The sequence below is a fragment of the Paenibacillus sp. SSG-1 genome (assembly GCF_002224835.1).
GTDB classification, from domain to species: Bacteria; Bacillota; Bacilli; order Paenibacillales; family Paenibacillaceae; genus Paenibacillus_AQ; species Paenibacillus_AQ favisporus.
Genome location: NZ_MBRK01000001.1, coordinates 4,415,297 through 4,430,141 on the forward strand (window position 1 = coordinate 4,415,297; position 14,845 = coordinate 4,430,141).

At 53.3% G+C, this 14,845-nt stretch carries 14 protein-coding genes and 1 other annotated feature; all 14 genes read right to left on the reverse strand.

Annotated elements, in window-relative coordinates; translation table 11 throughout:
* Positions 1–432, reverse strand: a 432-nt coding sequence (locus BCV73_RS35880) for an ATP-binding cassette domain-containing protein (protein ID WP_256992923.1), incomplete at its 3' end; no start/stop codon positions are given.
* A gap of 541 nt (positions 433–973) precedes the next feature.
* Positions 974–1,489, reverse strand: coding sequence for a DUF2179 domain-containing protein (locus tag BCV73_RS20515; RefSeq protein WP_076174398.1), 516 nt, complete (start codon positions 1,487–1,489; stop codon positions 974–976).
* A 218-nt stretch (positions 1,490–1,707) separates the two neighbouring features.
* On the reverse strand, positions 1,708–2,502 hold the full coding sequence (gene minD / locus BCV73_RS20520; protein WP_076174396.1) for a septum site-determining protein MinD: 795 nt from the start codon (positions 2,500–2,502) through the stop codon (positions 1,708–1,710).
* A 3-nt stretch (positions 2,503–2,505) separates the two neighbouring features.
* Positions 2,506–3,168: a septum site-determining protein MinC gene (minC, locus tag BCV73_RS20525; RefSeq protein ID WP_089548370.1), complete on the reverse strand. Its 663-nt coding sequence runs from the start codon at positions 3,166–3,168 to the stop codon at positions 2,506–2,508.
* A 78-nt stretch (positions 3,169–3,246) separates the two neighbouring features.
* Entirely contained in the window at positions 3,247–3,777 is a 531-nt protein-coding gene (gene mreD, locus BCV73_RS20530) for a rod shape-determining protein MreD (protein WP_397345588.1), read from the reverse strand.
* Entirely contained in the window at positions 3,774–4,646 is an 873-nt protein-coding gene (gene mreC, locus BCV73_RS20535; RefSeq protein WP_076174390.1) for a rod shape-determining protein MreC, read from the reverse strand. The genes mreD and mreC overlap by 4 nt, the downstream gene beginning before the upstream one ends.
* Positions 4,647–4,701: 55 nt before the next feature.
* A complete protein-coding gene (locus tag BCV73_RS20540) occupies positions 4,702–5,736 on the reverse strand; it encodes a rod shape-determining protein (protein WP_076174388.1) in 1,035 nt (344 codons plus the stop codon).
* 39 nt (positions 5,737–5,775) lie between these two features.
* A complete protein-coding gene (radC, locus tag BCV73_RS20545) occupies positions 5,776–6,465 on the reverse strand; it encodes a RadC family protein (RefSeq protein ID WP_076174385.1) in 690 nt (229 codons plus the stop codon).
* A 43-nt stretch (positions 6,466–6,508) separates the two neighbouring features.
* On the reverse strand, positions 6,509–7,111 hold the full coding sequence (locus tag BCV73_RS20550; RefSeq protein WP_089548371.1) for a Maf family protein: 603 nt from the start codon (positions 7,109–7,111) through the stop codon (positions 6,509–6,511).
* Between the two features lie 25 nt (positions 7,112–7,136).
* The gene (locus BCV73_RS20555) at positions 7,137–7,379 is read right to left on the reverse strand and encodes a DUF4321 domain-containing protein (RefSeq protein ID WP_076174380.1); all 243 of its coding nucleotides are present in this window, start codon (positions 7,377–7,379) and stop codon (positions 7,137–7,139) included.
* Between the two features lie 118 nt (positions 7,380–7,497).
* The gene (locus BCV73_RS20560; RefSeq protein WP_089548372.1) at positions 7,498–8,799 is read right to left on the reverse strand and encodes an SPOR domain-containing protein; all 1,302 of its coding nucleotides are present in this window, start codon (positions 8,797–8,799) and stop codon (positions 7,498–7,500) included.
* Between the two features lie 184 nt (positions 8,800–8,983).
* Positions 8,984–10,348, reverse strand: a complete 1,365-nt coding sequence (gene murC / locus BCV73_RS20565; protein ID WP_089550337.1) for a UDP-N-acetylmuramate--L-alanine ligase — start codon at positions 10,346–10,348, stop codon at positions 8,984–8,986.
* Positions 10,349–10,352: 4 nt separating this feature from the next.
* Positions 10,353–11,729 (reverse strand): bifunctional folylpolyglutamate synthase/dihydrofolate synthase, encoded by a 1,377-nt coding sequence (locus BCV73_RS20570; protein WP_089548373.1) that lies wholly within the window; start codon positions 11,727–11,729, stop codon positions 10,353–10,355.
* Positions 11,730–11,774: 45 nt separating this feature from the next.
* Positions 11,775–14,441, reverse strand: a complete 2,667-nt coding sequence (locus BCV73_RS20575; RefSeq protein WP_089548374.1) for a valine--tRNA ligase — start codon at positions 14,439–14,441, stop codon at positions 11,775–11,777.
* A gap of 58 nt (positions 14,442–14,499) precedes the next feature.
* Positions 14,500–14,756 (reverse strand) — a binding site (T-box leader).
* Between the last annotated feature and the right edge of the window lie 89 nt (positions 14,757–14,845).

The following is a 14,845-nucleotide window of genomic DNA, read 5'->3' on the forward strand; positions in this document are numbered from 1 at the left end:
CCGCTGCTGCTGCCCGCCGCTGAGCTCGGAAGGATAACGGTTCCGGTATATGGTATGGTCGAGACCAACCAGGTCGAGCAGTTCGTTCACTTTCCGGTCGGTTTTCTCTTTATCCCACTTTTTCAAATGAGGGACGACCGCCACGTTTTTGGCGATATTCATATGAGGAAACAAGCCTACACTCTGAATGACATATCCGATATTCCGGCGCAGTTCCACCGGGTTAAGCCCGGAGATGTCTTTTCCGTCGATCAGTACTTTTCCGGAGGAAGGGGTGTTCAGGGCATTGATCAGCTTCATGGTCGTCGATTTGCCGCAGCCGCTGGGGCCGATCAAGACAGTAATTTCACCCTTCTTAAACTCCAGGTTGATGTCTTTGAGGGCATGAAACCCGTCATCATACACTTTGTTTACATGTTCCAGTACAATCATTCAATCGCTCCTTTAGCCAGCTGTATTCATAGTATGTGGAGCATTTCGCATATCATCCGCCATCCGGCGCAAAGACATGGTCCGTCCGCAAAAGGGAGCGGGTCCATCAAACATGGCTTCAATCTTCAAGTAACCGAGCTTGTTTCATAGATAGGCTCACGGCCTGTTATGTAGTGGAAAAGCGGTTTTCCTAACGGGGAGTTAAAGGAATCATCCAAATACTGCGTGAGCGTTGCCATATGCAACGAATGGATGAAGCTAAGCATCCGTGCATCCTTAGATTCTCGCGTTCAACAGACATGCCAAACTGCAAATAGACAAGCCTAACTCTTTTGGACCTGGACGGAAGATTGGCGAAATGCGACTGTGGATCCGGTTCCAAGCAACAAATTTGGGACCTCCTGCCTGGCTGGCTCACAGCAGGTTTTAGTTTATTACCCATTCTGCTGCAAAATGAAACAGGCAGGGGCTTTTTTTATAAAAAGAAAATGCAGCCTCTGCAGCACTGTCCCCCGATCCCGCAATGAAACGTCCGCCGGTACTATTTTTTTGTTCCCCGGGTCCAGAATCCCCCATGAAGCATGACAGGCTCGGTGACGACAATGAATGCCTTCGGGTCAAGCTCCAGGATGGAGTTGTAGAGCTTCTTCTGGTTTTTCCGTTTGGCCAGCACTTCGAAGACCAGACGATGGCCGTCGCGGCCGCTGCCGATCCAGGAGGTGACGCCATACCCGATGTTGCGCAGCGTGTTGGCCATATCGCTCCCGGGATCATTGACGATGACCTTCATCGTAATATAGCCGAGCGCAATCCGGTTTTCGATCCACGAGCCCACCAGAACGCCAAGACCGTAGCCCACGGCATACACGATCAGGGACAGCGGCTGATTGACATACTTCAGCACGATGCTGAGTCCGAGCACATAAATCGTAATTTCAAACATACTGAGCACCGCGGCCAAATACTTTTGGCCTTTCAACGTCAGGATCATGCGCAGCGTAAAGAAAGAGACGTACACGATTTGGATGACGAAAATAAAAATCAGTATTCCGAGCATAGTAAGCACCCCTTGTCTATTCTCAGGTTGTCTTTGTAGTAACTTAACCCAATTCGCCAAGCCTCTATTCACGCCCGGGATCGATGAATGAAAGGAAATGGCCTATACATCAAGGGAATTTGGAGGAAATGATGCGGAGCTCAAACGCAAAAAAAAAGGAATGAAGCCGCTTGGCTCCATCCCTTCTCTATAGAATAATCATCGTATAAAAGATCCGGTCATCCCATTCCGAACAGCTTTTTGAAACGGGTGAACATGCTTTTCTTCTGGTCCAGCTGCATCAGCGGCACCGTATCGCCCAGGATGCGCCGCGCAATGTTGCGGTACGCGATCGCGGCCCGCGATTCCGGGTTCATCACCGTAGGTTCCCCGCTGTTGGCTGCCTTGATGACGTACTCGTCATCCGGCACGATCCCGATCAGATCGATGTTGAGCACCTGGAGCACATCCTCGATGTCGAGCATGTCTCCGGATTTGACCATATTCGGCCGAATCCGGTTCACGACGAGCTTGGGCGACTCCACGGCAGAGCTCTCCAGCAGCCCGATAATACGGTCGGCGTCACGAACCGCGGCGTTCTCCGGCGTGGTAACGACGATTGCCTTGTCCGCTCCGGCAATCGCGTTCTTAAACCCCTGCTCGATGCCGGCAGGACAGTCGATAATGACATATTCGTACTCTTTCTTCAGCTCAAGAATGATATCCTTGACCTGTTCCGGCGACACCGCGTTTTTGTCCTTGGTCTGGGCGGCCGGAAGCATATACAGCTCGTCAAAGCGCTTATCTTTCACCAGCGCCTGGTTCAATCGGCAGCGCCCTTCCGCCACATCGCATAAATCGTAAATGATCCGGTTCTCCAGGCCCATCACGACGTCCAAATTGCGCAGGCCGATGTCGGTATCGACCAGGCACACTTTTTTGCCAAGCAGCGCAAGCGCGGTTCCGATGTTCGCCGATGTGGTCGTTTTGCCCACACCGCCTTTACCGGAAGTAACGACGATAGCTTCTCCCATGTGTTACACCCCTTTAAACACGTTAAAATCCCGCCGTATCCGGACAATATTGCTAATTTTATCGATTTGCATGGCTCCGTCGCGCAAAAACGCAAACTCCATGCTTGTCTCCCGAATGTTCCATTCGTCCGGAGGCCGGCTGATTCTTTCGGCAATCCGGAGCTGGGTGGGGGCAAAATAGGAGGCTGCAATGATCGCTTCCTCATTTCCCTCTACGCCTGCATGGGCCATTCCACGCAGAGCCCCCAATATATAAATATCACCCGTGCACAGAATGCTTCCGCCCGGGTTCACGTCACCCAGGAACAGCAGGTCCCCGTGATGATGCAGCACCTGGCCCGATCGGACCATTCCGCTCATGACCGCATAGGCCGGCTCTTTCCCGGGTTCGGTTTCCCCCTCAGGCATCTCTACTGAACGGATCAGCAAATTTCCCTTTTGCTTCAAGATGTCCAGCATGGATTGTTTCTGGTCTTCCGATATACGCCTTGACCCAAGCTTCACGTCTACATGAATAATCGGTCCGGTCAAAATATTTTGATGAGTATGCTCCAGCTTATACCTCAGCTCACCCAGCAGTTCCTCAAATTCACATTCGTCATCGAGCAGGAAAACCAGGCCATCTTTGATGCCCTTAATCGTCACATGATTCGATTTGACTGCCATGCCTGTCCCTCCCATCTCTATACATTTCGTTCCCGGATGCATAAGTTCCTGCCTGATTATGCAAATTGTAAGGGCGGTTTACGCCGCCTTTTCCACTTTTGCGCGTTTACCAAGCTTCTCGAGCTGCTTGCGCAGCGGAACATAAATGATTAACCCGAAAACGAAATGAACGACCAGATCGGGCAGAATATGGTGCAGCAGGTTCCAGTTATACGGAACGGCCGTGAGCGAGAACACCCGGTAGATCCCGTACAGCAGGCTGTCAAACAGCAGGCTTCCCAAAATGATGACCGTCATCATGACCGGCATTTGGGCGCGCGGCATCCGAAAAATAAAGCCCATAATATAAGCCGTAACCCCCATAACAAAGGAGTACGTGCCAATCATATCCCCGTAAAAGACGACGTCATGCAGCATGCCGAATATAATCCCGAGAACGAGCGCGGTATGACGGTGATGGTATACCGAAACGAATAACAGGACGATAAGGACCAGATTCGGCGAAATGACGTTCTGCCAGGAGCCCGGCAGCAGCCAGGGAACGACCGTCCCTTCGAGAAGAAAAAGGACGAACAGCAGCAGGATCAGCACTTGCTTGCGGACCATTATTGCGGTACCTCCGGTTGCGATACGACGAAGAGCAGCTTCCAGTCCTGGAACTCCGCCGCAGGCTTGATTGTCGCCGTCTTCGTTTTCCCGAACGGACTGACCTGTACTTTTTCGACAGTTCCGATAATAAGACCTTGCGGATACTTGCTCGGATCTCCTGCGGAAACGATGGTATCCTTTTCCTTAATCGGATCGTCCTCTTTGATCTGGGTCATCTGCAGGGTCTTGCTAACCTCGTCGTAACTTTCGATAATTCCGAACACGTTATGATTATTTAGTGCCGTTGCCGAAATGCCGTTAGAATTCGGGTCCTTCGCATCCATCGTCGTAATCAGCTTGACGGTCGACGTAAAGTTGCTGACATGGCTGATCACTCCGACAAGGCCCTCGCTCGAAATGACGGACTGGCCGACCTTGATGCCGTCCCGCTCGCCCAGATCAATGACCAGGGAGCGGTTTACCGTATCCGAGTTGACACTAACGACCTGGGTAATATGATAAGTATAATTGTTTTGCTCTTTCTGGGCATTCGTAAAATGCAGCGCTTCTTCCAGATCCTTATTTCGCTTGTCCATAAGATTATATTGGACTTTATCGCGTGTATAATGGGCAAGAGCAATTTTGAGCTCCTCGTTTTCTTTGTAAATGTCCCGCATATTGGCAATATCTTTAAACAAGCCCGCTATGTAACCAGCGGGCTTATAAAAGATATTTTGGGCAAATCCGACCGTATCTCTTAGAAACTTCTCGGGCCAGGATAACGAGGCCCGGGGCCCCAACGTAAATCCCATGAGCGCAATAAACATAACCAAACCAATCAGTATGACAAACAATCGCTTATTACCGAGCAGTTTAAACAGTTCTAACACCCTCTAACTTACTGATTTCTCTCCCATGATCAGGGGTGACCCGCTTTATAACTGCCTAGCGTTTGGAACGCACGGCCGAACTGCTGCGGGATTTGAATAGATGAATGTTCTCCAGGGCTTTGCCTGTACCGATTGCGACGCAATCCAGCGGATTGTCCGCCACGATGACCGGCATGCCGGTTTCTTGTGCCAACAGCTTGTCCAAGTTGCGCAGCAGGGCTCCGCCTCCGGTCAGGACGATACCGCGGTCCATAATGTCGGCGGCAAGCTCCGGCGGACATTTCTCCAGCGTCACCTTCACCGCTTCAACGATCGCATTGACCGTGTCAGACAGAGCTTCACTGATCTCGTCGGATGTGATGGTGATCGTCTTCGGCAGGCCGGTTACGAGGTCACGCCCGCGGATTTCGCTCGTTTCCACCTGTTCCAGCGGCAGCGCAGAGCCCACTTCCATTTTCAGCTGCTCCGAAGTCCGTTCCCCGATCATTAAATTGTATTGCCGTTTAATATATTGAATGATAGATTCGTCCATTTCGTCGCCGGCCACTCTGACCGAACGGCTCGTAACGATACCGCCCAGGGAAATAACCGCAACTTCAGTTGTACCCCCGCCGATGTCAACGACCATGCTGCCTGTCGGCTCCCATACCGGAAGGTCTGCACCGATGGCTGCCGCAAACGGCTCTTCGATGGTGTAAGCCTCACGCGCACCCGCCTGCTTGGTGGCATCTTCAACCGCCCGCTGCTCTACCGCAGTGATGCCCGAAGGTACACAAACCATCACGTTCGGATGGCGCTGGAACATAGAGCGCTGCTTTTGCGCCTGACGGATGAAATATTTAATCATAGTGGCCGTCGTGTCAAAATCAGCGATAACCCCGTCCTTCATCGGACGGATGGCACGGATGTTCCCCGGCGTGCGGCCGATCATTTTCTTGGCGGATTCACCAACGGCTTCAATGCTCTTCGTATCGGTGCGCAAAGCGACTACCGAGGGCTCTCTTACGACAATTCCTTTTCCACGGACATAAACGAGCGTATTCGCCGTCCCCAAGTCAATACCCAAATCTTTCGTGAAGCTCCCTAACATGCTGTAATCTCCCTTTCTTCGTCAATCTCAACTATTATATTACATCAAGCCTTGCTCCTTCAAACTGACGTATCCTCCATCACCGATAATCAAATGATCCAACACCTCTATGCCCACAATGTCCCCTGCCTCCTTCAACCGGGCGGTCAGGGAAATATCTTCTGGACTGGGGGTGGGATCTCCACTGGGATGATTGTGTGCACAAACGACGGATGCGCTGCTGCATTTAATGGCTGCGCGAAACACCTCGCGGGGGTGCACGATGGAGGCGTTCAGACTGCCGATCGAAAGCGTCTCTTGAGCAATAATGTGATTTTTCGTATTCAAAAACAAACAGACAAAATGTTCTTTTTGCAAATACCGCAGCTGCTCTGAGAGCACGTTCGCGGCATCCTTCGGGCTCCGTATCGTAACGGGCTCCTCTTTACGAGCTCTCGACAAACGCTGTCCGAGCTCGATTCCGGCTTTGAGCTGCAGCGCCTTCGCGCTGCCGATGCCCCGAATGGACATCAGCTCCTCGACGCTCAGGTCGACCAGATTTCGCAAACTGCCGACTTGCTTCAGTATCCGCTGAGCCAAATGTACGGCTGACTCCTGGCGGGTTCCCGTCCGAAGCAAAATAGCAAGCAGTTCGGCATGGCTTAAAGCACTCGCCCCATATTCAAGCATGCGTTCTCTCGGGCGTTCTTCATGGGGGATGTCGCGCAGCAGATAAGTTTGCGACTCCATAAGTTCCCCTTCTTTCCCTTCATTCAAATAACATCCGCAAGTTTTACAAAACGTCGATTCCGAACTCGCCCAGCATGTCCGAAAGCAGGGACAGCGGCAGTCCGACCACGTTAAAATAGCATCCTTCGATCCGTTCGACGATCGTTGACCCGAGTCCCTGGATCGCATAGGCGCCCGCTTTGTCATCAGGCTCTCCGCTCATGGCGTAAGCCTCTACCTGGCGCCCGGTGAGCGGCTTCATCGTCACCGACGTCACACGATGGCGCACCATCGTCTTGCCGTTCATGACATCGATGACGGCGACTCCCGTATATACCTCGTGGGTCCGGCCTTGCAGCAATGTCAGCATACGAACCGCATCCTGCTTGTCGACCGGCTTGCCCAGCACCTGATTGTCCAGCACAACAACCGTATCACTGCCGACGATCACGGCATCCTCCTTATCATCATGAAGCGAGGCATGAACGGCTTCCGCTTTGCGTAAGGCCAGTCCTTCCACGACCTGCTGCGGTGTCCAATCTTCGGGTGTATGTTCTTCAGCGTGACTGGGACGGATCTCAAACGGAATATGTAGAGAAGCGATCAGCTCCTGCCTTCTCGGTGAAGTTGATGCCAGAATAATGCGGCGTGAATGGTTTGATTTCAATGAAAGGATCTCCTTTGTCCGGTAGTTAAAGCCTGCGATACAGCCACACGGAGACAATGATGCCGATCAAACTCAGCAGGCTTAGTTTCATTTGAATGGTAATGTCGTAACTGATAATGTCCAAATTAGCTTGCGGTGACCATTTGATCATCGTGGATGCGGTCAGAAAAGAAAGAGCTTGTACAGGCTCCAGCGCTTTGGCTATCCATGCTCCCGCCAGCCAGCCAAGCAGCAGAAACAGCAGTAATATTCCAACATTCTTCTTCATTCTTCTCTTCCCTCGCCATAATTTGACACCCACATTATTATACGGTTATTTGGACGTCAATACAAACACAAATCCGGCATGGGGAAGTATTTCCATTTCCACGCCGGATCTTTGTGTTTTATGCTTTTTCCAGGGAAGCGACAAGCTGCTTCTGCAGCAGGATGAATTCCATCATCCTGGACTGGATTTCCCATAAATGCCCCTTCGCCGTATTTTTGTTGTATTCCTCGACGGACGAAAGCGAGCTGTTCATCGCCTGCTCCAGCTGCCTGCCCATCTCCTGCTGATCCGCGCCCAGGCCAGCCTGGAACGGCTTGGCCGCCTCCGTCCACTGCCGGTGCAGATCGGTCAGACGGCTCATATCCTCGGTACCGATTTTCCCCGGAAGATCCTTGCCAAGGAGGCTCGCCGACGTTTGGCTCAGCAGCGCAACCAGGTCCGCACTCACCTGAAAATATTGGTTAACGGCCTCAGCGTCTCCGTTAAAATGCAGGGAGGTTGCGGCCGGGAGATCGACCTCCCGCACATACAGATCAACCCCTTCCGCCTTCAGTTGATTGCTGAGCAGCTTGGCCTGTTCGCGGTCTGTGGACAGGCCCGCATACACCCGGTTTTCCTCATCCGGGTCGTTCCCTGCGGCAATGCCGTACTGCTCCAGCTCATCCTTCGCCTGCTGAACCCGGTCGGCAGTGCTGAAGACGCCATACTGCAGCATGTAGTAGGTTTGAGGACCCACCTCGACGGCGACCGCCGGCACAGAAGCTTGATCCTCACCGGACTGCGCAGAGGTTCTTACAGCACTCGGGTTCCCTGTGTTGCCGCCCGGGTCCATCCCCGCAGATCCGTCCTTGAAAAAGGAGAGGACCACCAAACCGAACAACGCCCCGGTGACGATGGCTCCAGTTACGGTTCCGACTACTTTCCATATCGATCCCGGCCGGTGAGGCCGGTAGGAATACTCCTCGATGATTGGCCCGGGCCCCGCTTCATCGGGTCTGTTCTCGATGTGATCGTAGGCATCATAGCCCTCCCTGACCGTGTACCTATTATTGGCACGATCCAGGTCCCAGTCTTCAGAGCTGTCCGGATAGCGATGATCTGGCCCGTCCGCAACGGAATCATGCTCAGGCGTATCGTCTGCCCGCTCCTGGATTCCGTAACCCATCCTCTCCTCCAGACGCTCCCAGCTGTCCTCCCTGTTGAACGGGTCACTCCATCCCTGCATCGAAGCAGGCACAGCCGATATCGGGGTACGCTTTGTTTCAACATCGCGGCGGTTGCTTCCGGAATTACGATCATCCGCCCATGCAGGGTTCTGTGAAGCCGATCCCGCAACCGTCAGCTGTCCGCGGTCCTTCTTATCTTCAAGCTGGTGCCCTTGTTCTTCATCAAACCGGAACGTCATTCTCGCCTTGTTCACACCCAAACACCTCACCCTTGTCCGTATCTACTATGTATATATGATAGATTTCCAGAAGTTATGTTTGATTGTCCCACGAAAATGACAAGAGCAAAAAAACCGTAATCCCCCTTCAGAATCAGGGAATTACGGTTTCTTCGGTCATGAGCCTATGCAGCCTGTGCCCATCCGGCAGAGGCATTCCTTACATTGTCTTGGCGATTTCCGCCCCGACTTTCCAAATGTCGCCTGCCCCCATGGTCAGGACAAGCACCCCTGGCTGGAGCCGCGGCTTCAGATCGTTCAGGACATCTTCCTTCGTCGGCAAATAACGGGCTCCCGCATTGCTGTTTTTGACGATCAAATCAACCAGCTTGGAAGAGCTCACGCCCTCGATCTGCTTCTCTCCGGCTGGCGAATAAATGTCGGTAATGATCACTTCATCGGCTCCACCGAAAGCCCGGCTGAATGCATCGAGCAGGAAGAAGGTCCGTGTATAGCGCTGAGGCTGGAACACGGCGATAATCTTTTTGCCCGTAGCCTTGGCGGCGCTGATGGTAGCTTCGATCTCCGTCGGGTGATGCGCGTAATCGTCGATGATCAGAATATCGTTCTTCTCGCCGAGCACCTGGAAACGGCGTTTAGCGCCGTGGAACTTCGAAACGCCTGCAGCGATGGATTCGAACGGAATCCCGGCCTTCAGGCAGGCGATCACCGTGGCCATGGCGTTATAGACGTTGTGGCGTCCCGGAACCGAAAGCTCGACGGTTCCCAGCGTCTGTCCGTTATGCTTCATCGTGAAGGATGCGTGGCGGTCGCCCAGGACCAGATCCTCGGCGGTATATTCCGCATCGGAATCGATCCCGTAGGTGGCCACATTGCAGCGGATCGAAGGAAGGATCGCGCGGATATTCGCGTCATCAGCGCAGACGACGGCCGTGCCGTCTTCCTTGATCTGGCTCAAAAACTGCACATAAGCGCTCTTCAGCTTCTCGAAATCGCCGTCGTAGTTTTCAAGATGATCTGCTTCAATGTTCGTCACGATGCCGAGCCACGGATGGTACTGCAAAAAGGAGCCGTCGCTCTCATCCGCCTCAGCCACCACGTAGTCCCCTTTGCCGGCCTTGGCGTTCGTGCCGACGTTCATAATTTCCCCGCCGATAATAAACGTCGGATCTGCGCCGCATTCCTCCATGGCAAGTGCAATCATGGACGACGTAGTTGTCTTGCCATGTGCCCCAGCAACGGCGATGCCCTTGCGCTCATTCAGCAATCTGGCCAGCATTTGCGAGCGGTGAAGGATCGGAATGTTCAGATGCTCCGCCTCTCTTCGTTCCACATTGTCCTTGGGAAGCGCCGTCGAATAGACGACCAAATCCGCTCCGTGAACCTGCTCGGCCGTATGGCCTATATAAATTTTGGCTCCCTTGGCAGCCAGTTTTTCCGTTAATTCCTGGGCAGCCACGTCCGAACCCGTGACCGTGTATCCCATTTCCAGCATAACCCGTGCGATGGCGCTCATCCCGTAGCCACCAATACCGATAAAATGAACATGTTCAGAATTCAACAGATTTTCACCAACCTTTTTCAGAATCGGTCTGACCCAGCAGGGCTGCCCGCACATCAGAAATCAAATACAGCGTGCCGGACACCACTGCCAAATCCCCCGGTTCTGTCCGTGACTTAAGTATGTCTAGCGCGTGTTTCCAATCCGGTTCTACGATGATCTGCAAACCTGGTTTGCCGTGAGAATGCTTCAGCCGCTCCACAATGTCCAGCAAAGCATCAGCGTCCATTTTTTTCCGGAAATCCGGCTCGGTCAGGATAAGCGTATCCACTATTGGAAGTATATGCTTCAAAGAGGACTCATGATGCTTATTTGACAGCATTCCCATCATCAAATTTAACTGTTTAAAGTGATAATGCCTTTGCAGGCTCTTGCTGAGGCTCTCCAGCCCCTCCGGATTATGCGCCCCGTCCAGAACAATCCGCGGAGAATCGCCCACTTCTTCGAGCCGGCCGGCCCACTTCGTATCCCGGAACCCCTTCAGCAGATCTTCATCGTCCATGACAAAAGCCATGTACTGCCGCAGCACTTCCAGCGCCATCATCGCGCCGGCGGCATTGGCAATCTGGTGCTCGCCCTTCATCCCGATGCTCAGATCCAGCTCGCGGAAAGGACCTTTGAAATGGAACGTCTGCAACGAACCGTCCAAACCGGTATATTCGTAGGTGAACTGCTCTCCCGCCAAATACAGCGTGGCGCGGCACTCTTGGGCTTTTTGCTTCAGCACCTCGATGACTTCCGGCTGGTTCACGCAGCTGACCACCGGAACGCCTGGTTTGATAATGCCGGCCTTTTCCGTGGCGATTTCCACAAGCGTATCGCCAAGAATATCGGTGTGGTCCATCCCGACATTGGTGATGATGGAGACGATGGGGTGAACGATGTTCGTTACATCCAGCCTTCCCCCGAGCCCGGTCTCCCATACAACCACGTCAGGGTAGCATTCCTCGGCATAATACAGGATCGCCAGAGCTGTGGACACTTCGAACATCGTCGGCGATCCGAGCTCCGTGGCCGCAATCTCCTGCACCACAGGGTACAGGCGGTTCGCCAGGGAGAGCAGCACCTCCTCCGGAATGTCTTCCCCGTTGTACTGAAAGCGGTTCGTGAATTTGGTGATATACGGCGAAGTATACGTGCCTACCGAATAACCGCTTTGCAGAAGTACACGGGTCAAGTAAGCGCATGTCGACCCTTTCCCGTTCGTACCGGCGACATGAATGAATTTCAGCCTCCGGTGCGGGTTCCCGAACTTCTCCATTAACGTTTCGATCCGCTGCATCCCCGGTCTGATCCCAAACGGAATCAGACCGTTAATCCAATTCGCCGCCTCTTCATATGTGCGCAGAGAAGCCTCCCGTCCGGCTTCCAATTGATCCCCCATACCATTCACCTTCTGAATTTTAGTTAAGTTTCTGCTGCGTCGTGATCAGCCTCTCAGCTCTTCGATCCGTGCGATGACTTTGCTGCGTTTATCGGAATAGTCGGCCATCTTGGCCTTCTCCTCTTCAATGACTTTTGCCGGCGCTTTAGCCACGAAGCCTTCATTGGCCAGCTTTTTCTCCACCCGCTGCACTTCGCTGTTCAGATGCTGCAGCTCTTTCTCCAGCCGCGCAATCTCCTGGTCAATGTCGATCAGACCGGCAAGCGGCAGGTACAGCTCGGCACCGGTAATCACGGCGGTCATCGCCTTGTCCGGTGTCGTCAGGTCGAGACCTGCCGTAAAGCTCGAGGTGTTGCAGAAGCGCTGAACGTATACTTCGTTCCGGTTCACGATCTGCAGCACTTGCTCGTCGCCCGCCTTCAGCATCAGCTCGATCTTCTTGCTCATCGGAACATTAACCTCTGCGCGGATGTTGCGAACGGCACGGATGGCATCCATCAGCAGCGACATCTCGGCTGCAGCTTCGGCATCCTCAAAGGCTGGATCATACTCCGGCCATGCCGCAAGCGTGATCGTTTCCCCTTCGTGAGGCAGATGCTGCCAAATTTCTTCGGAGATGAACGGCATAAACGGATGAATCATCCGCAGCGTGCGGTCCAGCACATAGCTAAGCACCGACTGCGTCGTTTTCTTGGCGCTCACATTGTCTCCGTACAAAGAGAGTTTGGCAAACTCAATGTACCAGTCACAGAGGTCATCCCAAATGAAGTTATACAGGAGCCGGCCCGTTTCACCAAATTCGTAGGCATCTATTAGACGCGTAATGTCACGGGAAGTTTCGTTCAGGCGGTGGAGAATCCAGCGGTCCGCCGTGCTGAGCTCTCCGCTTATGTCAATGTCGTCATATGTGAATCCTTCCAGATTCATCAGAGCGAATCGGGAAGCGTTCCAGATTTTATTGGCAAAGTTGCGCGCCTGCTCCACGCGTTCCCAGCGGAAGCGCAGATCCTGCCCCGGCGTGCTGCTCGTGGAGATCATGTAGCGCATCGCATCTGCGCCGTACTGTTCGATGACGTCGAGTGGATCAACGCCGTTGCCGAGCGACTTGGACATTTTCCGTCCTTCAGAATCCCGGACCAGACCGTGCATCAGCACGTCCTTGAACGGAATTTCGCCCGTAAATTCCAGCGCGGTAAAGATCATCCGGGCTACCCAGAAATAGATGATGTCATAGCCCGTAACGAGCACGTTCGTCGGATAATAACGTTCCAGATCCGCCGTCTGCTCCGGCCAGCCGAGGGTAGAGAACGGCCACAGCGCAGAACTGAACCAGGTGTCCAGAACGTCGTTGTCCTGCGTAAGCTCGGTGCTTCCGCATTTGGAGCATTGAGTTACATCCTCATGGGCTACGTGGATCTCGCCGCAGGATTCGCAGTACCAAGCCGGAATCCGGTGTCCCCACCACAGCTGACGGGAAATACACCAATCCCGGACGTTTTCAATCCAGTTCAGGTACGTTTTCTCGAAACGATCCGGAACGAAGCGTACCCCTTTGCCCGCCTTTTGCGCCTCGATGGCTCTTTCCGCGAGCGGCTGCATTTTAACGAACCACTGCGTCGACAAGTAAGGCTCGACTACGGCTCCTGTGCGCTCGCTGTGCCCTACCTGGTGCACATGGTCTTCGATTTTGATCAGCACGCCGAGATCCTTCAAATCCTGAACGATCTGCTTGCGGCAATCGGCCCGGTCCATGCCTTCGTACTTCGCGGCCTGGTCGTTCATTGTGCCGGTCTCGTCCATCACGATGATTTGCGGCAAATCGTGGCGCAATCCCACCTCAAAATCGTTCGGATCGTGTGCGGGGGTAATTTTCACGGCGCCGCTGCCGAATTCGCGTTCCACGTACTCGTCGGCGATAATCGGAATCTCGCGTCCGACAATCGGAAGCACGAGCATCTTGCCGATCATATCCTTGTAGCGCTCGTCTTTCGGATGAACCGCTACCGCCGTATCGCCAAGCATCGTCTCAGGACGCGTGGTCGCTACCGTAATGTGGCCGCTTCCGTCCTTCAGCGGATACTGCAAATGATACAGATGGCCGTTGACTTCTTTATATTCAACCTCAATATCGGACAAGGCGGTTCTGGCGGCCGGATCCCAGTTGATGATCTTTTTGCCGCGGTAGATCAGCCCTTTTTCATAGAATTTCACGAAAACTTCGCGAACCGCCTTCGACAGACCTTCGTCAAGCGTAAACCGCTCTCTGGAGTAATCCAGCGAAAAGCCCATTTTGGCCCACTGTTCATGAATCGTTTCCGCGTATTGGTCCTTCCATTCCCACACTTTCTCCAGGAACTTCTCGCGCCCCAGGTCGTGGCGGCTAATATTCTGCTCACGCAGCTTCTGCTCCACCTTGGTCTGCGTCGCGATGCCCGCATGGTCCGAGCCCGGAAGCCACAAGGCGTCGTACCCCTGCATCCGCTTCGTGCGAATCAGAATATCCTGCAGGGTAAAGTCGAGGGCGTGCCCGATATGGAGCATCCCCGTTACGTTTGGCGGCGGAATCACGATCGTATACGGCTCCGCCTCGGGCTTCTGCCCGGCTTTGAAATACTGGCCGTCGATCCAGTATTTGTACCATTTCTTTTCGGCCGATTTCGGGTCATACGTCGTCGGCATCCCGGTTGTTGCTTGGTTTTCCTGGTCTGTCATATTGTTCATCCTCCATCACAAGATCAGCTTTGCCAAAAATACAAAAAACCTTTCGTCCTCAAAGGACGAAAGGCTGTTCTTTCGCGGTACCACCTTTGTTTTGCGACAGCAAGCACAAACACGCATGCCTTCGCAACACTTCGTACAGATAACGGCTGCAGCCGGCCGGCTCTACCTCCCGCGCTTTCGGCGCAAGTGCTCAAACCGACAACTTCCGGGCGACTTCGGACAGCTGCTTCCTGCGGAATCTTCCAGCGCTGCAATTCCGCTCTCTGAAGGGCAATACCGCCTACTCTTCCCGTTCATCGTTTTTGTGAAGATGGTGAAATGGATCATTTTTCAGCGAAGCTGAATCGTTTCATATCGCTAGAAAAACTTCGGCCAAATACGAGATGTCATCTGTA